19 protein-coding genes are annotated in these 21,435 nt (G+C 70.1%); 7 read left to right on the top strand and 12 right to left on the bottom strand.

Features of this window, described 5'->3' with window-relative positions; genetic code table 11:
• The 3 genes from Q0D75_RS17705 to Q0D75_RS17695 all read right to left on the bottom strand — a co-directional run.
• Nucleotides 1–590, bottom strand: a 590-nt coding sequence (locus Q0D75_RS17705) for a class I tRNA ligase family protein (RefSeq protein WP_291056526.1), incomplete at its 3' end; no start/stop codon positions are given.
• Between the two features lie 274 nt (nucleotides 591–864).
• Complete coding sequence (locus Q0D75_RS17700) at nucleotides 865–1,884, bottom strand: alpha-L-glutamate ligase (protein WP_291056524.1); 1,020 nt, start codon at nucleotides 1,882–1,884, stop codon at nucleotides 865–867.
• Nucleotides 1,885–2,033: 149 nt separating this feature from the next.
• A complete protein-coding gene (locus Q0D75_RS17695) occupies nucleotides 2,034–2,615 on the bottom strand; it encodes a TetR/AcrR family transcriptional regulator (protein ID WP_291056521.1) in 582 nt (193 codons plus the stop codon).
• 189 nt (nucleotides 2,616–2,804) lie between these two features.
• Between Q0D75_RS17695 and Q0D75_RS17690 the strand changes: the two genes are divergently transcribed.
• The 4 genes from Q0D75_RS17690 (at nucleotide 2,805) to Q0D75_RS17675 (ending at nucleotide 8,227) form a co-directional block, all read left to right on the top strand.
• Nucleotides 2,805–4,409 carry an ABC transporter substrate-binding protein gene (locus Q0D75_RS17690; RefSeq protein ID WP_291056513.1) on the top strand — a complete coding sequence of 535 codons (1,605 nt, stop codon included), beginning with the start codon at nucleotides 2,805–2,807 and terminating at the stop codon, nucleotides 4,407–4,409.
• A gap of 7 nt (nucleotides 4,410–4,416) precedes the next feature.
• The gene (locus tag Q0D75_RS17685; protein ID WP_291056510.1) at nucleotides 4,417–5,469 is read left to right on the top strand and encodes an ABC transporter permease; all 1,053 of its coding nucleotides are present in this window, start codon (nucleotides 4,417–4,419) and stop codon (nucleotides 5,467–5,469) included.
• A 95-nt stretch (nucleotides 5,470–5,564) separates the two neighbouring features.
• Complete coding sequence (locus Q0D75_RS17680) at nucleotides 5,565–6,350, top strand: ABC transporter permease (RefSeq protein WP_291056507.1); 786 nt, start codon at nucleotides 5,565–5,567, stop codon at nucleotides 6,348–6,350.
• Between the two features lie 116 nt (nucleotides 6,351–6,466).
• Nucleotides 6,467–8,227, top strand: a complete 1,761-nt coding sequence (locus Q0D75_RS17675) for an ABC transporter ATP-binding protein (RefSeq protein ID WP_291056504.1) — start codon at nucleotides 6,467–6,469, stop codon at nucleotides 8,225–8,227.
• Here Q0D75_RS17675 and Q0D75_RS17670 read toward each other — a convergent pair.
• Nucleotides 8,224–9,621 carry an NtaA/DmoA family FMN-dependent monooxygenase gene (locus tag Q0D75_RS17670; protein ID WP_291056501.1) on the bottom strand — a complete coding sequence of 466 codons (1,398 nt, stop codon included), beginning with the start codon at nucleotides 9,619–9,621 and terminating at the stop codon, nucleotides 8,224–8,226. The genes Q0D75_RS17675 and Q0D75_RS17670 overlap by 4 nt on opposite strands.
• Complete coding sequence (locus Q0D75_RS17665) at nucleotides 9,618–11,063, bottom strand: cytosine permease (RefSeq protein WP_291056498.1); 1,446 nt, start codon at nucleotides 11,061–11,063, stop codon at nucleotides 9,618–9,620. Before Q0D75_RS17665 ends, Q0D75_RS17670 begins: the two co-directional genes overlap by 4 nt.
• A gap of 164 nt (nucleotides 11,064–11,227) precedes the next feature.
• Between Q0D75_RS17665 and Q0D75_RS17660 the strand changes: the two genes are divergently transcribed.
• Nucleotides 11,228–11,806, top strand: coding sequence for an XRE family transcriptional regulator (locus Q0D75_RS17660; RefSeq protein ID WP_291056491.1), 579 nt, complete (start codon nucleotides 11,228–11,230; stop codon nucleotides 11,804–11,806).
• Here the strand turns inward: Q0D75_RS17660 and Q0D75_RS17655 are convergent.
• Complete coding sequence (locus Q0D75_RS17655) at nucleotides 11,787–12,230, bottom strand: DUF1801 domain-containing protein (RefSeq protein ID WP_291056490.1); 444 nt, start codon at nucleotides 12,228–12,230, stop codon at nucleotides 11,787–11,789. The genes Q0D75_RS17660 and Q0D75_RS17655 overlap by 20 nt on opposite strands.
• Nucleotides 12,231–12,325: 95 nt before the next feature.
• Nucleotides 12,326–14,017, bottom strand: coding sequence for an AMP-binding protein (locus Q0D75_RS17650; protein ID WP_291056488.1), 1,692 nt, complete (start codon nucleotides 14,015–14,017; stop codon nucleotides 12,326–12,328).
• Nucleotides 14,018–14,138: 121 nt separating this feature from the next.
• Between Q0D75_RS17650 and Q0D75_RS17645 the strand changes: the two genes are divergently transcribed.
• Together Q0D75_RS17645 and Q0D75_RS17640 are read left to right on the top strand one after the other, a co-directional pair.
• Complete coding sequence (locus Q0D75_RS17645; RefSeq protein ID WP_291056485.1) at nucleotides 14,139–14,822, top strand: FCD domain-containing protein; 684 nt, start codon at nucleotides 14,139–14,141, stop codon at nucleotides 14,820–14,822.
• 84 nt (nucleotides 14,823–14,906) lie between these two features.
• Complete coding sequence (locus Q0D75_RS17640) at nucleotides 14,907–16,223, top strand: MFS transporter (protein ID WP_291056482.1); 1,317 nt, start codon at nucleotides 14,907–14,909, stop codon at nucleotides 16,221–16,223.
• Here Q0D75_RS17640 and Q0D75_RS17635 read toward each other — a convergent pair.
• From Q0D75_RS17635 to Q0D75_RS17615, 5 genes are all read right to left on the bottom strand, one after another.
• Nucleotides 16,220–16,678, bottom strand: coding sequence for a MaoC/PaaZ C-terminal domain-containing protein (locus Q0D75_RS17635; RefSeq protein WP_291056480.1), 459 nt, complete (start codon nucleotides 16,676–16,678; stop codon nucleotides 16,220–16,222). The two genes, Q0D75_RS17640 and Q0D75_RS17635, sit on opposite strands and share 4 nt — an antisense overlap.
• 22 nt (nucleotides 16,679–16,700) lie before the next feature.
• Complete coding sequence (gene ispG, locus Q0D75_RS17630; protein WP_291056477.1) at nucleotides 16,701–17,852, bottom strand: flavodoxin-dependent (E)-4-hydroxy-3-methylbut-2-enyl-diphosphate synthase; 1,152 nt, start codon at nucleotides 17,850–17,852, stop codon at nucleotides 16,701–16,703.
• Between the two features lie 56 nt (nucleotides 17,853–17,908).
• On the bottom strand, nucleotides 17,909–19,237 hold the full coding sequence (locus Q0D75_RS17625; protein ID WP_291056474.1) for a site-2 protease family protein: 1,329 nt from the start codon (nucleotides 19,235–19,237) through the stop codon (nucleotides 17,909–17,911).
• A 62-nt stretch (nucleotides 19,238–19,299) separates the two neighbouring features.
• Complete coding sequence (locus Q0D75_RS17620; protein WP_291056471.1) at nucleotides 19,300–20,391, bottom strand: 1-deoxy-D-xylulose-5-phosphate reductoisomerase; 1,092 nt, start codon at nucleotides 20,389–20,391, stop codon at nucleotides 19,300–19,302.
• Nucleotides 20,392–20,432: 41 nt separating this feature from the next.
• The gene (locus tag Q0D75_RS17615; RefSeq protein WP_291056469.1) at nucleotides 20,433–21,410 is read right to left on the bottom strand and encodes an FKBP-type peptidyl-prolyl cis-trans isomerase; all 978 of its coding nucleotides are present in this window, start codon (nucleotides 21,408–21,410) and stop codon (nucleotides 20,433–20,435) included.
• Nucleotides 21,411–21,435 lie beyond the last annotated feature (25 nt).

Here is a 21,435-nt window from a genome sequence, read left to right as displayed (position 1 = left end):
AGCGGCGTCTCGTCTTTCCAGCAGTACGGCAGCACGCGGTAGCCCTCGTAGGCGAGGCCCTTGGTGTGCAGCTGCTTGAACGCCCAGAGCACGCTCTCCATGAACGTGATGTCGAGCGTCTTGTAGTCGTTGTCGAAGTCGACCCAGCGCGCCTGGCGGGTGACGTACTCCTGCCACTCCTTGGTGTAGCGCAGCACCGACTCGCGCGAGGCGGCGTTGAACACCTCGACGCCCATCTCCTCGATCTGGCTCTTCTCGGTGATGCCGAGCTGCTTCATCGCCTCGAGCTCGGCGGGCAGGCCGTGGGTGTCCCAGCCGAAGCGACGGTCGACCTTCTTGCCGCGCATGGTCTGGAAGCGCGGGAACACGTCTTTGGCGTAGCCGGTGAGCAGGTGCCCGTAGTGCGGCAGGCCGTTGGCGAACGGCGGGCCGTCGTAGAACACCCATTCGTCGCCGCCCTCGCGGTTGGCGATGGACGCGCGGAACGTGTCATCCGTCTTCCAGAAGCCGAGCACGCCCTGCTCGACCTCGGGGAAGCTCGGGGAAGGGACGACGGACGAGAAGTCGTCGGGGTCTTTGGGGTACGTCATGATGCTCCTGGACGGGCTGGATGCTGCTGCTGCCTGTTCCACGAGGACGGATCGGGCTCGCGCCCCCACCGTGGTACCACCTCGCTGACCTCCCGTTCGCCCTTTCGGACCATGCGGGAGACCGCTCGTTCTTAGGCTGTGACGGGCCCGACCCGTTCGGTTCTACTGGGCCCGTCTGCTCGCGCACCCGTGCCGTTCTTCCGAAGACTCCCCGGTGATGGCCGGTTCACAGTCGTTTCGGGGTCAATTCTAACCGATGGCGACAGGATGCGCGTCAGACCGCGGCGGGCTCGTAGCGCGCGGCGAGTTCGGCACCGAGGAAGCTGGCGAGGGCGGCGGTCGCCGGGCGCGCGGAGACGGCTTCGACGTCGGGGTTGTAGTTCGTGTTGGTGTTGATGTCGTAGGGCAGGAGGCGGCCGTCGGCCGTCTCGAAGAACTCGACTCCCGCGACCTCGACGCCCTGCTCGGCGAGGAACGCCTCGAGGCGCGCGATCAGCGGGGTGGAGGCGCCGATGTCGAAGCGCTCCTGGAAGAGACCGGTGGCCGGGAGCGCCGCACCGGCAGCATCCGCCTCTCCGAATCCCGGCACGTCGCAGGCGGCGGGTGCGAAGCCCTGCTCCGGAACCACGCAGGCTTCGGCCGGGCACAACTCGAACGAGCCGGCCGAGGTGTCCACGCGCACGGCGTAGACGAAACGGCCGCCCACGAACTCGGCGCGCGTGATGAAGGGCTCGACGGTCAGCACATACTCCTGCAGGAGGGTGATGCCGTCGACCGGCTCTTCGAAGTCGGGGCCGTCGACATAGGCGTCGAACTCGGCGACGGAGTCGAAGCGGCGCACGCCCAGCCCCTTGCCGCCCTGGTTGTGCTTGGTGATGAACGGCGTGGCCAGTTCACGGGCGCGCGCCTTGAGGTCGTCACGGCCGAACACCACGACGGTGTGCGGCACGTCGAAGCCGGCGGCACGCAACGCGGCGTACTGGGCGGCCTTGCTCACCTCGAGCTCGAGCACGCGCGATCCGTTCACGACCCGGCGGCCCCAGGCCTCGAGCCAGCGCAGCACCGCGCGGGCGTACTCCTTGGCGTGCTCGTTGCCGCGGGTGTGCGACGAGGCGCTGAGGCGCGACCAGAAGATGCCCGCGGGCGGCTCGACCGAGAGGTCGATCGATCCACCGGTCAGCGGCCATTCGCGGTACGCGACACCGGCTGCGTCGAGGGCCTTCGCGAGCGGCGGGATCCACTCGGCGTTCTCGTGCAGGATGTGGACGACCGGCTCGATCTGCGATGCGCTCATCCCCCAATCGTACGAGCGCCCGCGGGCCGGGTGTCATCGGTGCGGCGCCGGCGTAACACTGTGACACGTCGCCCGCCCAGGCGGCCCGTCGAGGTGGCGAGGTGGCCCGTCGGGATGGCCCGGCCTGCCGAGCCGGGCAGCGGATGCTTTCAGCCGCCGAACCCGGCGAGCGCCGGACCCACGACCCGGTCGACGTACGCGACGAGGGGATCGCGTTCGGGGCCGTCGGCCGCCCAGCGCCCCACCGCGGCCGCTGCGGCACCGAGCACCGCCAGCGCGATCGCCCGCGCGCGGAGCGCGGCATCCGGACCGGTCAGGCGCACCGCCAGGAACCGCTCGATCACGTCGGCGTGCGCGAGGGCCCGCGCGAGCCCCGTCGCCTTCAGCTCGGCGTCGATCCCCATCACCTCGTGCTGGGTGAGCACGAGCGGGGCGCGCTCGGGCGTGAAGGTCTCGGCGGTCGCGTGCAGGGCGCCGGCCACGGCTCGCAGCGGCGGCTCCCCCTCCGGTGCCTCGGCGAGCGCCTCGGAGAGCACGGCGAGGCTGGTATCCAACTCGATCCAGAGCAGGTCGCTCTTCGAGCCGAAGTAGTTGAAGAAGGTGTTGCGGCTCACCCCGGCGCGCTGGGTGATCTGCTCGATCGTGGTCTTGGCGTAGCCCTGCTCGAGGAAGAGCTCGGAGGCGGCCTCTTCGAGCATCCGCTGGGAGGAGGCGCGGGGGCGTCCGGCCATCTGATCTCCTCGGGCGGTTCGGCGGTTGGGCGATCGAGCCGGCGTGGCATCCGTCGATCGGGAATATCTAGACCCAGTCCAACAATTAGACTGGTGACGATCACAGCAGATCGCCCTCCCACCATTCCACATGAGACGAGCTCCAGAGTGCCACTCCGCCATCGATCACGAACCCTGTCCGCTCTTGCGGTGACCGCCACCACCGCGATCCTGCTGGCGGGCTGTGCGGGCGCCTCCCCCGCGACCACCGAGAGCACGCCGGTCGCCGGCGGCACCCTCACCTACGCCACCGGCTTCGGCGAGCCGACCTGCCTCGACCCGCACGTGGGCGGCAACATGCCTCAGGCGCTGCTCGGCACCAACGTGCTCGAGTCGCTGTTCTCGCAGGATGCCGACGGCGCGATCGTGCCCTGGCTCGCGACGGCGGGCACCCCGTCGGCCGATGGGCTGAGCTGGGACATCACGCTCCGCGACGACGTGACCTTCACCGACGGCACGCCGTTCGACGCCGAGGCCGTGAAGGCGAACGTCGAGCACATGAAAGACCCGGCCACGGCATCCTCCACCGCCATCCTCGCGCTCGGCAAGGTGGCCGATGTGGAGGTCGTCGACCCGACCACGGCCCGCTTCGTGCTGAGCGAGCCCGACAGCGCGCTGCTCGAGTCGCTCGCGCAGACCTGGCTGGCGATGGAGTCGCCGGCCGGTCTGACCCGCTCGCAGGAGGAGAACTGCGAGGCGCCGATCGGCACCGGCCCCTTCACGGTCGAGAGCTGGACCAAGCAGGACAACGTCACGCTCGTGCGCAACGAGTCGTACAACTCCTCCCCCACGGGTGCCGCCCACGAAGGCACCGCCTACCTCGACAAGATCGTCTGGCGCTTCATCCCCGACCCGGCCACCCGCTTCGCCGCTCTGCAGGCCGGTCAGGTCGACGTCATCGACGAGATGCAGCCCGACAACGTGGTGACCGCCACCTCGTCGGAGGATCTCGCGGTTCTGCAGGGAGCCCTGCCCGGGGCATCCATTCGTCTGGAACTGAACTCGGGCTACGCGCCCTTCGACGACGAGCGGGTGCGTAAGGCGTTCATCGCCTCGGCCGACGTGAACCCCGGCATCGAGAGCCTGTTCTTCGGCACGGTCGAGCGCTCGTACTCGGTGCTGTCGACCTCGACTCCTTACGGCGCCTCCTACGAGGACGACTTCGCGATCGACGTCGACAAGGCCAACACGCTGCTCGACGAGGCCGGCTGGACCACGCGCGATGCCGACGGCTACCGCACGAAGGACGGCCAGCGGCTGACGGTCGACTTCCCGATCTCGACCAACCAGTCGATCCCGGCCGAGCAGTCGCTGTTCGAGCAGATCCAGGCCACCACCAAGGAGGTCGGCTTCGACGTGCAGCTGCATCCGCTGGACCTGTCCAGCTGGTACGCCTCGCTCGCCGCCTGGGACTTCGGGGTCACCAGCGCCATCTACACGAAGAACTCGGCCGACGTGCTGCGCATCCTCTACGACTCCGCCAACATCCAGCCGGCGCCGAGCGGGTACCACCCGAACCACTCGCACGTCGACATCCCCGAGCTCGACGAGCTGCTGACCAAGGCCGGGCAGACGACGGATGCCGACGAGCGCGCCGCCGCGTACGCCGATGCGCAGAAGATCCTCTCCGACGGCGCCTACGTGCTGCCGCTCTACGACCACCTGCAGAAGATCGGCTACCGCACCTCGGTGCAGGGACTCTCGCTGCTGCCGACGCTGCAGCTGCCGTACCTCGCCGACGCGTGGGTGCAGTAGCGCCCGGATGACGCACACGGTCGGTAACGACGGAGCGGAGGCCGCGGTTCGGGCCCCCACTCCGTCGTTGCCGACGCCGACGCCGGAACTCCGTCGTTCGTCGCGCTCGCGCGGGTGGGTCATCGTGCGGGGGGTGCTGCTCCGGATCGGAGGGGGCCTGTTCGTGCTGTGGGCAGCGGCCACCCTCACGTTCTTCGGGCTGCGGCTGATCCCGGGCGACCCGGCACAGGCCATCCTCGGCGGGCCGGGATCCCAGGCGAGCGCCGAGGCACTGGCGCAGGTGCGTGCCGACTACGGGCTCGACCAGCCGATCTGGGTGCAATACATCGCCCAGCTCGGGCGGCTCGCCACCGGGGATCTCGGCACGTCTTACTCCCTGCGGAGCCCGGTGGCGGAGGTGATCGGCGCGCAGATCGGCGGCACACTGCTGCTCGCGGCCCTCGCGCTGATCGTGGCGTGGGCGATCGCGCTGGGCCTGGCCGTGTGGTCGACGCGGGGCGGGCGGATCGCCGCAGCCGTGGGCTCGACGCTCGAGATCGTGGCCGCCGCCGTGCCGCACTTCTGGCTGGCGACCGTGCTGGTGCTGGTGTTCAGCACGGCGCTGCGGTGGTTCCCGGCGGTGAGCACGGCGGGCCCGGAAGGGCTCGTGCTGCCGGTGCTCACACTGGCGCTGCCGCTGGCCGGGTTTCTCGGGCAGGTGATGCGCGAGTCGGTGCTGGATGCGCTCTCGGCGCCCTTCGTGCTGTCGGCCCGGGCCCGAGGCGAGAGCGAGAACGGCGTGCGCTGGCGGCACGTGCTGCGGCACGGATCACTGCCGGGCATCGCGCTCTCGGGCTGGGCCTTCGGGTTCCTCGTCTCGGGGGCCGTCGTGGTGGAGACGATCTTCGCGCGGCCGGGGCTCGGGCGCACGCTGCTGAACGCGGTGCAGCTGCGGGACGTGCCGCTCGTGGTGGGCGTCGTGCTGGTGGTGGCGCTCGGCTACGTGATCATGACGGTCGCGACGGATGCGGCGTCACGGCTCGCCGACCCCCGCCTGCGCCGGCAGGGGGTGGCGCTGTGACGACGCTGGTGGAACTGCCGGCGCGGGGCAGCGGTCGCGCGGGTACTGGCCCGGGTTCCGGGCGAGGTGGGGGGCGTGGCGAGCGCGTTCTCGGGGTGGCCCAGTGGGTGGCGATCGGGGTGCTGGCGCTGCTGCTGCTCGCGGCCGTGCTTCCGGGCGTGCTGGCTCCCGGCGATCCGTTGGCCATCGACCCGGCGCAGGCCTTTCTCTCACCGCGCTGGGGGCATCCGTTCGGCACCGACGAATCGGGACGGGACATCTACACCCGGGTCGTGCACGGCGCCGCACCGTCCCTCGTGATCGGGGTGGCCGCGACGGCGATCGGTATTCTGCTCGCGCTCGTGCTGGGGCTCGCCGCGGCCCTCGGAGGGCGGGTCGTCGACTTCGGGGTGAGCCGGCTGCTCGAGGTGCTGTTCGCGTTCCCCGGGCTGCTGCTGGCGCTGCTGGTGATCACCGTGTACGGGCCCGGCATCGTGACCTCGACGATCGCGGTCGGGCTCGCGACCGCGCCCGGCTACGCGCGCATCATCCGGTCGCAGACACGCTCGGTGGCCTCGGCGCCCTACATCGAGGCGGCCGTCGTGCTCGGGCGATCGCGCGGGCGCATCCTGGTGCAGCACATCCTGCCGAACGCGGTGGTGCCGGTGTTCGTGCTCGTGACGCTCGGCGTGGGGCAGGCGATCGTGTGGGCCGCCGCGCTGAGCTACCTCGGTCTCGGTGCCGAGCCGCCGGCTGCCGAGTGGGGCGCGATGCTCTTCGCCGGCAAGAACTACCTGGCCACGGCCTGGTGGATGACGTTCTTCCCGGGCCTCGCGATCGTGCTGAGCGCCGTCGCGGCCACCGTGCTCGGCCGCGCCCTGCAGCGTCGGGGTCCCCGATGAGCGGCGACGCGCCCCTGCAGCGACGGAAGGTGGGGGGCGATTCGGAGTCTCACTCCGTAGTTACGGCCGAAACGCCGCACACTCCGTCGCGAAGCGCGGCGTCCGAGGCGCCGGTGGTGCGGGTCGAGGGACTGCGGGTGGGGTTCGGGACGGGCGGGCGCCGCGGCGCGCGCGGGGCGGCCGTCGTCGACGGGGTGTCGTTCGAATTGCAGGCGGGGCGGGCCGTGGCGATCGTGGGCGAGTCCGGATCGGGCAAGTCGGTCACCGCGCGGGCGCTGGTGGGCCTGGCCGGGCCGGGATCGTGGATGACGGCCGACGCACTCGAGGTGGGCGGAGCATCCGTTCTCGGATCCACCGGGCGGGACGGGATCGCGCGCGGGCTGTCGGCGGCGGCGTGGCGGCGCATCCGGGGCCGGCAGATCGGGCTGGTGGTGCAGGATGCGCTGGTGTCGCTGGATCCGCTGCGGCCGATCGGGCGCGAGATCGGCGACGCCCTGCGGCTGCACACCTCGCTCTCGCCCGTGCAGCGGGAGGTGCGGGTGCGCGAGTTGCTCGAGTCGGTCGGGATGCCCGACCCGGCCGAGCGGATGCGGCAGCGCTCGGGTGAATTGTCGGGCGGGCTTCGCCAGCGGGCGCTGATCGCGTCGGCGCTGGCCGCCGACCCCTCGGTGCTGATCGCCGACGAACCGACGACGGCGCTCGACAGCACGGTGCAGGCCCGCATCCTGGAGCAGTTCGAGAGCATCAAGGCGAACGGAACCGGGCTGCTGTTCATCAGCCACGACCTCGCCGTCGTGTCGCGCATCGCCGACGAGGTGCTGGTGATGCGCGCGGGGCGGGTGGTGGAGTCGGGGCCGGTGGAGCAGGTGCTCGGCGACCCACGGCACGAGTACACGAAGACGCTGCTGCGGGCGGTGCCGACCGGGGTGCCGCGGGGCGTGCCGCTCTCGGTGCGGTGGGGAGCGGATGCTGCAGGAACAGAGCCTACGGAGGGCGAGCCCTTCTCCACGGCGCGGCCGGCCGCCGACCATCCCACCCCGACCGCGCACCTGGCCGGCGCGACCACGTCACCCGCCGTCACTCCCCTCGTGGAGGCGACCGCCGTGAGCAAGCGCTTCGGGTCGCGAACCGCGGTCGACGCGGTGTCGCTCGTGATCGCCCCGGGCACGACGCTCGGGCTGGTGGGCGAATCCGGTTCGGGCAAGACCACGCTGGGCCGCATCATCCTGGGCCTCACGACGCCGGATTCCGGCACCGTCACCCTCGACGGCGCTCCCTGGGCACCGCTGCGCGAACGCGACCGGCGAGCGCGCCGGCCAGTGCTCGGTGCCGTGTACCAGGATGCGCTCTCGTCGTTCGACCCCCGGCTGACCGTGGGGCGGATCCTCGAGGATGCACTGCGCGGCCAGGACTCGGGCTCCGGTGCGGGTTCGGGCGCTGACGCTGGTGCGGGCTCGGTCGCCGGCGTGATCCGCGACGGTGTCGCCGGCCTTCTGCACGAGGTCGGCCTCTCCCCCGAGACCGCGTCGGCGCGCCCCCTGCAGCTCTCCGGCGGTCAGCGGCAGCGGGTCTCCATCGCCCGCGCGCTCGCGCCACGGCCGCGCATCGTCGTGCTCGACGAGCCGGTCTCGGCGCTGGACGTGTCGATCCAGGCGCAGATCCTCGACCTGCTCGACCGGCTGCAGCGCGAGCGCGGCGTCGCCTACCTCTTCATCTCGCACGACCTGGGCGTGGTGCAGCACATGAGCGACCAGGTGGCCGTGATGAAGGACGGGCGGATCGTGGAGCAGGGCCCGTCGGCCGACGTGTTCGCCCGGCCGCAGCATCCGTATACTCGCGCCCTGTTCGACGCGGCACCCCGAATCGGCCCGCTCTAGACCGACGCAGCCTCCGGATCGGCGCCGTGGGTGCGGCGGTACACCGCGCCCGGGTGCGTCTCGGGCAGGCGGTCGCTGTCGTGGCCCAGGATGCGGCGGCGCATCGATCCGCCCGCCGGCACCTCGGGCAGCAGCCCGCGCTCGCGCAGTAACGGAACCACCTCGTCGATGAAATCGCGGTAGGTCGCCATCCCGCCGTAGGTGTACTCGATCAGGAAGCCGTCGATGTCGGTGTACTCGACGATGTGCTGCAGCTGGTCGGCCACCGACTCCGGCGTGCCGGTGACGCGGATGCCGCCGATCGAGCTGGCGATGCGGTCGAGGATCTGGGCGACCGTCGGGCTCTCGTCGCCGTTCTGGAAGACCGCCAGCGTCGACTTGCCCACCTCGGTCGAGACCTCGGCGAGCGTGGCCTCGAGCGGGAACGCCATCAGGTCGACGCCGCTCCAGCCGAGGAACAGCGCCGCAGCCGACTCGCGGCTGGGCGTGGCGTCGAGCTCGGCCCGCAGGCGCTGCGCCTCCTCCTCGGTCTCCCCCACCACGACGGCGACCGCGTCGATCACCTTGATGTCCCGCGGATCGCGCCCGTTCTCGACCGCCCGGCTGCGCAGGTCGTCGACGTTCGCCTTCACCACATCCAGATCCCGGTCCTGGATGAAGATGCACTCACCGAACCGCCCTGCGAATGCCCGGCCGGCGGGCGAGGTTCCCGCTTGCAACAGCAACGGCGTGCGCTGCGGGGACGGGATGGCCGTGAAGTAGCCGTCGAGGTCGAAGTAGTCGCCGTGGTGGGTGATGCGGTGCACCTTGCCGGGGTCGGCGAAGGTGCGGGTGGCCTTGTCGTGCACCACGGCGTCGTCTTCCCACGAGCCCTCCCAGAGCTTGAGCGAAAGCTCGACGGACTCGGTGGCCCGGCGGTACCGCTCGGCGTGCGGGGTCACATTCGCCTGGCCGAGCAGTTTCGAGAGGGCCACCTGGTTGTCGCTCGTGACGATGTTCCAGGCGATCCGGCCGCCGGTGAGGTGGTCGAGGGTGGCGAAGGTGCGCGCATTGAGGTTCGGCTGCTGGGCGGTGGTCGACGCCGTCACCACGAAGCCGAGGCGGTCGACGGTGGCGGCGAGGCCGCTGACGAGCACCATCGGGTCGTGCACCGGGATCTGCACGGCCTCGCGGATGACGACCTCCGGCACCGTGCCGTCGGCCTGCATCGGGTAGCCGAGCGCTTCGGCGAGGAAGAGGAAGTCGAACCCGCCGGCCTCGAGCTCACGCGCCATGTTCTGCCAGTACGGCAAGGTGGCGAAGCCCTCGGTGTCGCTCTTGGGGTGGCTCCAGGCGTTGCTGATGAAGTTCGGCGTGAACTCCTCGAACGCGCCCAGGAAGATCTGCTTGGTCACGCGAGGTTCTCCTTCGAGGTTGCAGGGGTGGGGGTCTGATTCGGGATTCCGGATGCCACGACCCGCCGCAGCACGGCGTAGAGGCCGAACGCCAGCACGAAACCGACGATGAACGTGACGTCACCGAGCTCCGGCAGCGCAGCGGGCACCGGTCCGACATACAGCGTCTGGTTCGAGAACAGCAGGATCGACACCACCATCGCCGTCACCATCGCGATCGGCCCCGCCGGATTGCGGAAGCGGCGATGGGTGTACTCGGCAGGCGGCACCTGGCGGCCGAGCACCCGGTCGGCGACGATCACACCGAGCCACGGCGCGATCCAGTAGCCCATCACGAGCAGGAAGTTCTCGTACGACGACACGTCCGAGAGTGCGACCACGGCGAGCAGCACCCCCAGAATGCCGACGCCCACGACGATCGCGGCCCGGGAGAAGAAGGTGGGCGGGCGGATGCCGATGGCCGCGAACGAGAGGCCGCTCGAGTAGAGATTGAGGGCGTTGGCACAGAGCGCTCCGAGCCAGATGGCCAGGAGCGTGGGAGCGGCGAGCCAGGTCGGCATCAGCTCGGTGTACGACGACGTGGGGTTGTCGTAGTTCCAGGCGGAGAGACCGACGGCGGTCACCGCGGCGGCACCGGCGACCTGCAGGAGGTTGTTCGACACCCACACGCCGAGGGCGGCGAAGAGCCCCGCCGGCTTGGCATCGGCGGGCTTGAGATACCGCGAGTAGTCGGCGGCGAACGGCGCCCAGGCGATCGTGTAGCCGAACGAGGTGCTGACGGCCACCCAGAAGGCGCCCGGGATCGGCTCGGCCGGCGCCTGGAAATCGGCCTGCGGGGCGATGAAGACGATGCCGGCGAGGAACACCAGAGCCAGGATCGGGAAGGCGAAACGCTCGAACACCTGGATGAGGTTGTGGCCGAAGAAGGCCAGCGCGAACGAGATGACGGAGCTGATCAGCACGGCGGCGAGGGGCGGCATCCCGGTCAGCGCAGCCAGCGCGAATCCTCCGCTGACGGAGTTGACCGCGAACCAGCCCACTCCCACGAGCACGGCGTTCAGGCCGCCGGGCACGATGTTGCCGAGGTAGCCGAAGGCCTTGCGGCTGATGACCATCTGGCAGAGGCCGGTGGCGGGGCCCCAGGTGGTGAGCAGGTAGTGGAACAGGCTCGCGACCGTGTTGCCGAGCACGATGGCGATGATGGCCGTGCCGAGATCGAGGCCGTAGTAGAGCACCGCGATGGCACCCACGAAGATGGTGGCGAACTCGAGGTTCGGGGAGGCCCAGGTCCAGGCCAGGTTGCGGGGGCGGCCGTGCCGCTGGTCGAGCGGGATGGCCTCGACACCGCCTGGTTCGACGGCGGCGAGCTTGTGGCCGTAGTCGGTGCTGCTGATCGGTGATTCGCTGACGCTGGTGCTGCGAGTCGGTTCGCTGACGCTCAATGGGTGTCCTGTCTTCGTCGTCGACGTGCGCGAGTAGGTGAAGGTGGAGCTTGAGTGGAGCCTGGGTGGAGCCGGATGCGATAACCTCGGGTTATCAAGAAGGACGATAACCGTTGGTTATCACGAACATGTTTCGGCAAGCTGGGAGTGGGTGACAGAGCGCCATGGATCACGACGACGACGTGACGGCGCCCCGGATCGGCGCCCAGGTCAAGGCGCGCCGTAAGGCCCGCGGATGGTCGATGCGCGAGCTCGCCCGACGGGCCGGGGTCTCGCAGCCCTTCGTGTCGAAGCTCGAGGCCGGGCAGCTGCTGCCGAGCCTTCCGACGCTGTACGGATTGGCGGCGGTCTTCGAGATCCCCGCATCCGCGCTGCTGCCGTCGCCCGAGGCCGGCCGATCGGCGCCCGAGGTGCATCTGCCCCTCAGCGAGACGCCCGGCTCGGCCGACGTGAGGCTCATCGCCGGCGGTGCGGGCTCGGCGATCCAGACGTTCGAGTTCTCGTTGCGAGCCGGCGAGGGCGATCTGGAGTTCTTCCACCACGGCGGCGAAGAGGTCGTCTACGTGATCGAGGGGACGGTGATCTCGGAGCGGGAGGGGCTACCGTCGCTCACCCTCGGGCGCGGGGATTCCCTGCGGATCGACCCCTCGGTCGCTCATCGCTGGACCACGGATGCCGAAGCGGCGGTCTTCTTGCTGATCTGCTCGGAGCCGCCGGCAGCCCTCAGCTCGCCGCGCGGGTGACGAGTCGGGCGATCGTCGTCGCCGTCTCGTCGTTCAGTTCGGTGAGCGCATACGAGGTCGGCCAGAAGCCGCTCGGCTCGTCGAGGTTCGCCTTCGAACTGAAGCCGAGGGTGCTGTAACGCTCCTTGTCCTGCTGGCCGCTGCGGAAGAACACGACGGGCTTGCCGTCACGGGTCCAGGCCGGCTGGCCGTAGAAGAGCTTCGGCAGCAGATCCGGGGCCGCCCCGCCGACGATCTCGTGCAGACGCTCGGCCATCCCGCGGTCGGGCTGCGGCATGCCCTCGATCTTCTCGCGCATCGTCGCGGCGTCGGCCGCGGCCTTCTCCTCGGCCTTGCCCCGCCGCGCATCGGCCTTCAGTTCGGCGGCGCGGTCTTTCATGGCGGCCTTCTCCTCGGCGGAGAACCCGGCGGATGCTGCGGTCATGCGATGCCTTCCCTTCGACGTCGAACTCGTGTCACCACGCTATCGACACCTGTCGGCGCGGCGCTTCTCGGATCCTGCTCGATGCTCAAGACCGCTCAGAGCCGGTCGCCCCGCCACTCCGAGGCGATCTCCTCACCACGGTCGAACGCCTCCTGCTCGCGCTCGCGCAGCTCGACCCGGCGGATCTTGCCCGAGATCGTCTTGGGCAGCTCGAAGAACTCGATCCGGCGCACCCGCTCGAAGGCCGAGAGCTCGGTGCGGCTGTGCTCGAAGATCTCCCGCGCGGTCGAGGCGTCGGCCGCCCACCCCTCGGCGAGGGCCACATACGCCTTGACGACGGTGTGCCGCGTCGCATCCGGAGCCGGCACGACCGCCGACTCGGCCACCGCCGGATGCCGCAGCAGCACACTCTCCACCTCGAACGGCGAGATCTTGTAGTCGGACGACTTGAAGATGTCGTCGGTGCGCCCGATGAAGGTGATCGTGCCGTCGTCGGCCCGCTCCGCCACGTCGCCGGTGTGGAAGTAGCCGCCCGCCCGGGCTGCCGCCGTGCGCTCGTCGTCGGAGAGGTACCCGGCCATCAGGTTCACCGGCTCGACGGAGAGGTCGAGGCAGATCTCACCGGTGGTCGCCGGCGATCCGCTCACCGGATCGATGATCGCGATCGCCACTCCGGGCAGGGCACGCCCCATGGCGCCCGGCACCACCGAACCACCGGGCGGATTCGCGATGAGCGCCGTCGTCTCGGTCTGGCCGTAGCCGTCGCGGATCGTGAGCCCCCAGGCCTCCTGCACGGCCGCGATCACACCCGGGTTCAACGGCTCGCCCGCCGAGAGGGCTTCGCGGAGCGCACGGGGCTTCTTTCCGAGCTCGGCCTGGATCAGCATCCGCCAGACCGTGGGCGGGGCGCAGAACGTGCTCACCCGAGCCTCGTCGAGGCGCCGCAGAAGTGCGACGGGTTCGAAGCGTACGTAGTTCGTCACGAACACGGTCGCCTCGGCGTTCCATGGCGCGAAGAAGCAGCTCCAGGCGTGCTTTCCCCAGCCCGGCGAGCTGATGGCCAGGTGCACATCGCCCGGTCGCAGCCCCAGCCAGTACGAGGTCGACAGGTGGCCGACGGGATACGAGGCGTGGGTGTGCACCACCATCTTCGGTTTCGACGTGGTGCCCGAGGTGAAGTAGATCAGGCACGGGTCGTCCGACCGCACCACGACCGTGGGGCTGATGCCGATGCCCTCGAGCGACTCGTCGTAGTCGAGCCAGCCTTCGGCCGGTTCGCCCTCGGAGGCCCCCACGACGATGCGCGTGAACTCCCCGTCGAGCCCCTCGAACTTCGCGGTGTCGGCGGCGTCGACGATCACATGGCCCACCCGGCCGCGCTCCAGCCGGTCGGCGAGGTCGGCGGGCGAGAGCAGCGTCGTGGTGGGCAGGATGACGGCGCCGAGCTTCATGATGGCGAGCATCGACTCCCAGAGCTCGACCCGGTTGCCGAGCATCAGCATCACGTGGTCGCCCTGTTCGACGCCCTCCGCGGCGAGCCAGGCCGCGACCTCGTCGGAGCGCCAGCGCATCCAGTCGAAGCTCACCTTCGTCTCGCGGCCGTCCTCCTCGACGATCCAGAGCGCGGTCTTCTCGTTGCCGACCGCGACGGCGTCGAACCAGTCGACGGCCCAGTTGAAGTACTCCCCCACATCGGGCCATGCGAAGGCGGCTTCGGCGGCCGCCGCGTCGTCGCGGTGCTCGATCAGGATGTCGCGGGCGGCCCGGAGGTTCTCGGTCGGGTTCATCCTCTCAGTCTGGCGCATCCGGCAAGCCACGCCGACGATCTCTGCGGCGTGCTCTGGCGCCGGATTGCGTTCGACCGGACGCCAGGCGCTACGGTAGTCATCAGACATCTGAGGAGTGGGTATGAAGTCGTTGAAGCGGAGCGGGCTCGTCGAGCTCGCCACCGACACGCTCGCCGAGCAGCTGGCCGCGGGAACGTGGCCCGTGGGTTCGGCCCTCCCCGGCGAACTGAAGCTGGCCGAGCAACTCGGCGTGGGCCGCTCGACGGTCCGCGAGGCCACGCGAAGCCTCGTGCAGGCGGGCCTGCTCGAATCCCGGCAGGGATCGGGCACGTTCGTGCTCGCCACCACGTCGCCGCAGGCCGGCTGGAACGCCGCACTGCATGCTGCTCAGGTGATCGAGGTCTACGAGGTGCGCGAAGCCCTCGAGGTACAGGCCGCGGCGCTGGCCGCCCGCCGGCGATCCGACCGCGACCTGGTGCGCATCCGCAGCGCCTTCGAGGCGCGCGAGGCCCTCGTGGCGCATCAGCACGAGCAGCCCGAGGCCTTCGTGGCCGCCGACCTCGACTTCCATCGCGCGGTGGTGGAAGCCGCCCACAATCCCCTGCTGCTGAGCGTCTTCGACTCGGTGCTGCCCAAGCTCACCGACACGCTCGTGGCGCTCGTGCACGAGCGATCGCTGGACGGGCACGACCTCGACGGCAGTCATGCCGACCTGCTAGCCGCCATCGACGCCTCCGATCCTGCCCGCGCGATCGCGTCGGTGACCGCCAACGTGCACGACACCATCGAGATCATGCGCGACTGACCCGGGGCATCCGGCGCCGCCCGCCGCCCTGCCCTCCTCGCCGTCACCTACCCCCGCATTTGTCTGACATCTGAGGATCACACCATGTCCCGCAACCCCGCCCGCTCCGCCGGTGCCCGCCCGACGACCGCTCCCGGTCTCTGGCTTCTGGTCTCGACCCACGTCGTCAACGACTTCTACACCGGCGCCGTCGCGGCTCTGCTCCCGTTTCTTGTACTCGAGCAGCGCTACGACTACGCCGCCGTCGCGGGCATCACCCTCGCCGCGACCTCGCTCTCCAGCGTCGCCCAGCCGGCCTTCGGCCTTCTGAGCGACCGTTTCCCGTCGCGATGGCTGATCCTCGCCGGGCTGTCGGTGGCCGCCGCCGGGATCGCGCTGAGCGGTGTCGTCTCGGGTTCGTACTGGCTCACCTGGACCGTCATCGCGATCGCGGGCATCGGCATCGCCGCCTACCATCCCGCCGCCACCATGGCCGCGCGCGAGGCCGGCGGAGGATCGAACCGTTCGATGAGCGTCTTCTCGGTCGGCGGCACCGTCGGCGTCGCCCTCGCGCCCACGGGCGTCCTGCTCACCGTGGGCATCTTCGGGCTCGCCGGCACTCCCCTTTTGGCCGTCCCCGCCGCCGTCATGCTCGTCGTCTACGCGGTGCGGATGCGGTCGGTGCGGAGGCGATCGGTACGGATGCCATCACCGCGGGTCGGCGGTTCGCCGGCCACGCCCGGCCCTTCGACTGCCGGGATTCCCGAGGCCTCGCCGGCCGTCGAACCGGCTGTCGAGGTCGCGCTGGAGGAGCTCCAGCCATCGGCCCCGGCATCCGCGCAGCCTCCTCAGCGCGACGACTGGCGCGCCTTCGCCTGGTTGACGCTCGTGCTGGCCTTCTGGTCGATCGCCTACGTGGGCACGTCGTCGTTCATCTCGCTGTTCTCCATCCAGCAGTTCAGCGCCGACGAGGCCACGGCCTCGATCGCGCTCTCGGTGTTCCCCGCAGCCGGAGCCGCGGGCACTCTGGCCGGCGGCTTCCTCGCCGACCGCTGGGGCCGCCTGCGCATCATCCGCACCGGCTACGCCGCCGCCGCACTCGGCACGATCGGGATCGTGCTCGCACCGAACACGGCCGTTGTCGTGATCGCCACCGCCGTCGTGGGGTTCACGATCTTCTTGCCTTTCGCGCCCCAGATCACCCTTTCGCACTCGTACCTGCCCAACCGCGTGGGCACGGCGAGCGGGCTGACCCTGGGGCTCACGCTCTCGCTCGGCGGGTTCCTGAACCCTCTGCTCGGCATCCTCGCCGACGGTACCAGCGTCCAGGCCGTGTTCGCCCTGATCGTGGTTCTGCTGCTGGTGGGGTTCGCGTTCGCCTTCGTGCTGCGGGAGCGCCGTCCCCCGGCGGGCCGCGCCTAGTCCGTGCCCGGCCGGGTGAGCATCAGCATGTCCATCCGGCCGGACTGCACGACCTCGCCGCGCTGGTTGCGCAGGGTGAGCTGGCGCTCGACGACGCCCGTGGTGCCCGAGGAGGTGAGCCGCAGTCCCAGGATCTCGACCGTGCAGGTGAGCGTGTCCCCGATGAAGACGGGCGCGCTGAAACGCCAGCCGTCGATGCCGAGCAGTGCCGCCGAACTGCCCTCGAACACCCCGGTGCGCGCGATCAGACCGAGCGCCAGCGACGCTCCGTAGAGCCCGTTCACGATCCGCTGACCGAACCGCGAGGCCGCCGCGAACTCGGCATCCGTGTGCAGCGGGTTGTTGTCGTTGGTCAGGGCCGCGAACATCACCAGATCGGTCTCGGTGACCGTCTTGCCGGGCGTGACGAACAGCTGGCCCGTCGCGAAGTCCTCGAAGTAGTGGGTGTCAGCCATGCACCCAGGCTAGCGACCCGCTCTACGCGGTGACGACCTGCGGGCTGCCGACGACATCCGACGGCATCTCCGCGGCGAGGCGGTTGGCCTCGGCGATCAGCGTCGCCACGATCTCCGACTCGGGCACGGTCTTGACGACCTCGCCCTTGACGAAGATCTGGCCCTTACCGTTGCCGGAGGCCACGCCGAGGTCGGCGTCGCGCGCCTCACCCGGGCCGTTCACGACGCAGCCCATCACGGCCACCCGGAGCGGCACGGTCATGCCCTCCAGGCCCGAGGTGACGTCGTTGGCGAGCGTGTACACGTCGACCTGCGCACGGCCGCACGAGGGGCAGGACACGATCTCGAGCTTGCGCTCGCGCAGGTTGAGCGACTGCAGGATCTGCAGACCCACCTTCACCTCCTGCGCCGGCGGGGCCGAGAGCGAGACGCGGATGGTGTCGCCGATGCCCTCTGCGAGCAGGATGCCGAACGCCGTCGACGACTTGATGGTGCCCTGGAACTCGGGGCCGGCCTCGGTGACGCCGAGGTGCAGCGGCCAGTCGCCGCGCTCGGCGAGAAGGCGGTAGGCCTTCACCATGATGATGGGGTCGTTGTGCTTGACCGAGATCTTGAAGTCGTGGAAGTCGTGCTCCTCGAACAGCGAGGCCTCCCAGACGGCGCTCTCGACGAGCGCCTCCGGAGTCGCCTTGCCGTACTTCGCGAGCAGCGAGGGCTCGAGCGACCCGGCGTTCACGCCGATCCGGATGCTCACTCCCGCGGCCTTCGCGGCAGCGGCGATCTTGCCCACCTGATCGTCGAACTTGCGGATGTTGCCCGGGTTCACGCGCACGGCGGCACAGCCGGCGTCGATCGCGGCGTAGACGTAGTTGGGCTGGAAGTGGATGTCGGCGATCACCGGGATCTGCGACTTCTTCGCGATGATCGGCAGCGCCTCCGCGTCATCGCGCGAGGGCACGGCGACGCGCACGATGTCGCATCCGGATGCCGTCAGCTCGGCGATCTGCTGGAGTGTGGCGTTGATGTTCGGGGTGGGGGTGGTGCACATCGACTGCACACTCACGGGGGCGTCGCCGCCCACGAGCACCTTGCCCACCTTGATCTGGCGGGACTTGCGCCGGGGAGCGAGGGTTTCCGGCGGCGGTTTGGGCATTCCGAGGTTGACTGCAGGCACGGATTCAGTCTAGATCCGTTGTCTGGACGAGCGGTCAGCGCAGCCCCGACACACAGCTATCCGAAGACGTCGATCGGCTTCACGATGTCGGCGTACACCAGCAGCGCGGTCATGCCGCCGAACAGGATGACGACGGCGAAGGTGAGCGGCATCAGCTTGGCAGCATCCACCGGCCCCGGGTCTTTGCGCTTGAACACCTTGGCGACGAAGCGCCGGATGCCCTCCCAGAGCGCGGAGACCACGTGCCCGCCGTCCAGCGGCGTGAGCGGCACGAGGTTGATGACGAACAGGGCGACGTTCAGCGAGCCGAGGAGGCCGAGCAGGCTCGCCGCCTTGGAGGCGAGCGGGATCGAGTCGATCGACGCGATCTCGCCGGCGACCCGGCCGACCCCCACCACACTGATCGGCCCGTTGATGTCGCGCTCGCCCGAGCCGAAGGCGGCCTGGGCGACGCCGTAGAGCTTCTGGGGCAGGTTGACGACCAGACCCACGGTGGAGCCGATGGTGTCGCCGACCATCGGCAGCACGGCGGTGATCGGCTGCGGCACGAGCTCGGTGGCGGCCCCGATGCCGACGAAGCCGACGTCTTGGGTGACGTTCGCGCCGTCGGCATCTTTGACGACCGCCCCCTTGTCGTCGGTGACGTAGCGCTCGGTGAGCAGCGGCGTGAGGCTGAGGGTGGTCTCGACGCCGTCGCGCAGCACCACGAGGGGCAGGGTGTCGCCGGCGGAGTCGCGGATGATCTGGGTCGACTGGTCCCAACTGGTGATGGGGGTTCCGCCGAGGCTGACGAGCTGATCGCCCGGCTGGATGCCCGCGGCGGCACCCGGCGACTGCTGGTCACCGTCTTCGCAGGTCTGGCGGTCGCTGGTGGCCGGCAGCACGCAGGTCGAGACGCTGCCGACCGTGGTGGAGGACTGCACCGTGCCGAAGCCGACGAGCACGATCGAGAAGAACACGACCGCCAGCACGAGGTTCATGAACGGGCCACCGAGCATCACGATGATGCGCTGCCAGACGGGTTTGCGGTAGAACGCGCGGTCTTCCTCGAGGCCGATGGTGAGCTGGGACTGCTGGCGGGCATCCTGAACCATCGACTGGAAGAAACCCGTGCTGTTCGCGACCGCCTTCTCACCCTCGCGCCGCGGCGGGAACATGCCGATCATCGAGATGTAGCCGCCGAACGGGATGGCCTTCACGCCGTACTCGGTCTCGCCGCGTTTGCGCGAGAACACCGTGGGGCCGAAGCCGATCATGTACTGCGTGACCTTGATGCCGAACAGTTTCGCGGGCACCAGGTGGCCCACCTCGTGCAGGCCGATGGAGACGGCGACGCCGACGGCGATGATGAGCACGCCGAGAATGAACTGCAGGACCGTTTCCACACGAGGACACTACCCCGGCGCCCGAAGACGCCGCTGACCGTTCCCTGTGCGGAAGTTGTGGGCTAGCTCCTGGACTTGGCGAGCAGGGTGTCGGCGGTGGCGCGGGCCCAGAGCTCGGCCTCGGCGAGGGAGTCGCGCGTGAGGGTGTCGGAGGGCATCTCGTGCAGGTCGACCACGCGGCGAACCGTGTCGACGATGTCGAGGAAGCCGATCCGCCCGGCGTGGAAGGCCGCCACGGCCTGCTCGTTCGCCGCGTTGAAGACCGCGGGGTAGCTGCCGCCGGCGCGTCCGACCTGCTTGGCCAGGGCCACGGCGGGGAACGCGGCCTCGTCGAGCGGGGCGAAGGTCCAGCTGTGCGACTGCGTCCAGTCGATCGGCGCGCCGACGCCGGCCACCCGTGACGGCCAGTCGAGGCCGAGCGAGATGGGCAGGCGCATGTCGGGTGGGGAGGCCTGGGCGATGGTCGATCCGTCGACGAACTCCACCATCGAGTGCACCACCGACTGCGGATGCACCGTCACCTCGATGTCGCTGTACGCCACGTCGAACAGCAGGTGCGCCTCGATCACCTCGAGGCCTTTGTTCACCAGGGTCGCGGAGTTCGTGGTGACGACGAGGCCCATGTCCCAGGTGGGGTGGGCGAGCGCCTCGCGGGGCGTCACCGACGACATGTCCTCGCGGCTGCGACCGCGAAACGGGCCTCCGGATGCGGTGAGCACCAGGCGGGACACCTCGCCGTGGGTGCCCGACCGCAGCGCTTGCGCGATGGCGGAGTGCTCGGAGTCGACGGGCACGATCTGCCCCGGCGCCGCGATGCCCTTCACGAGCTCGCCGCCGACGATCAGGCTCTCCTTGTTGGCGAGCGCGAGCGTGCGGCCCGCCTCGAGAGCCGCGAGTGTGGGGCCGAGCCCGACCGAGCCGGTGATGCCGTTCAGCACCACGTCCGCCTCGACGTCGCGCACGATCTGCTCGGCCTCGACGACGCCGAGCCCGGTGTCGCTCACGCCGAACTCGGCGGCCTGCGCCTCGAGCGTCTCGCGGTTGGTGCCCGCGACGAGCCCCACGACCTCGAACCGCTCGCGATTGGCCCGGATCACGTCGAGCGCCTGAACGCCGATGGAACCGGTGGACCCGAGGATGATGACACGTCTCACCGTGCCATCATCCCACTGGCGGCTGGATGCCGGAGCCCGGGTCAGCTCGCCGAGGCGGTGGCCAGGATGTCGACCACGAAGACGAGCGTGTCGGTGCCGGAGATGCCCGCGGAGTCGTTGCCCGCGGATCCGTAGCCCTGGTCGGGCGGGATGATCACGAGCACCTGCGAGCCGACCGTCTGGCCGACCATGGCGGCCGAGAAGCCGGCGACCACGCCGGTGGTCTGGAACGTGCGCGGACCGCCGTTGCCCCAGCTCTGGTCGAAGACCGTCTTGGACCCCCAGATGACACCCTGGTACTGCACGGTGACGCTGTCGCCGTCTTGCACGACCGCACCGTCGCCCTTCTTCAGGGTCTCCATCTTGAGCTCGGCGGGCGGGTCGGTGTCGGGGATGGTGACCGTCGGAGCCCCGGTGTCGTCGAGTGCGACCGTCGGGAAGCCGTCTTGCGCCGGCTGGTCTTCCCCGTCGGCGCGGGTGGGCACCACGGCCTCGACGTCGGCGACCATCACCATGCTGTCGGTGGCCGCGATGCCGAGCGAAGTGTTCCCGGTGTCGCCGAACGCATCCGCCGGGGGGATGACCGCGACCACGCGCGATCCGATCGGCACGCAGGAGACCGCGTTCACGATGCCGGGAATGTACTGCGTGTCGTCGAGCGTGAGCTGCAGCTGGGTGCCGCCCTCGTCGAGCGTGGAGAACACCTGGGCGCCCGAGGTGCCGTTGTAGATGGTGAAGTCGATGGTGGCGACCTGGCCGTTCACGACCTCCGCGCCGTCTCCCTCGGTGACGACGGTGCGCTGGGTGGAATCGACCGAGAGCGGGCCGGTGAACGCGGTGGTGGGGAGGGCGCCGAAGTCACCGGTGACGGTGACCGAGTCGGAGGCGCTGCCCGACGAGGCCGAGGTGCACTCGCCCGACGCGGCATCCGTGGGGCTCGGATCCGACGAAGCGGAACAGCCCGCCAGCAGGAGTGTGGCGGCGGCGACGGCGGTCACGACGACCGGGATTCTGCGCATGGTTCCTCTTCGTGAGAGATAGGGA

The organism is Herbiconiux sp. (assembly GCF_023264855.1).
Taxonomy (GTDB): domain Bacteria; phylum Actinomycetota; class Actinomycetes; order Actinomycetales; family Microbacteriaceae; genus Herbiconiux.
Note: the sequence above shows the minus strand (reverse complement) of the source record. Positions and strands in the feature narration are given on the sequence as shown.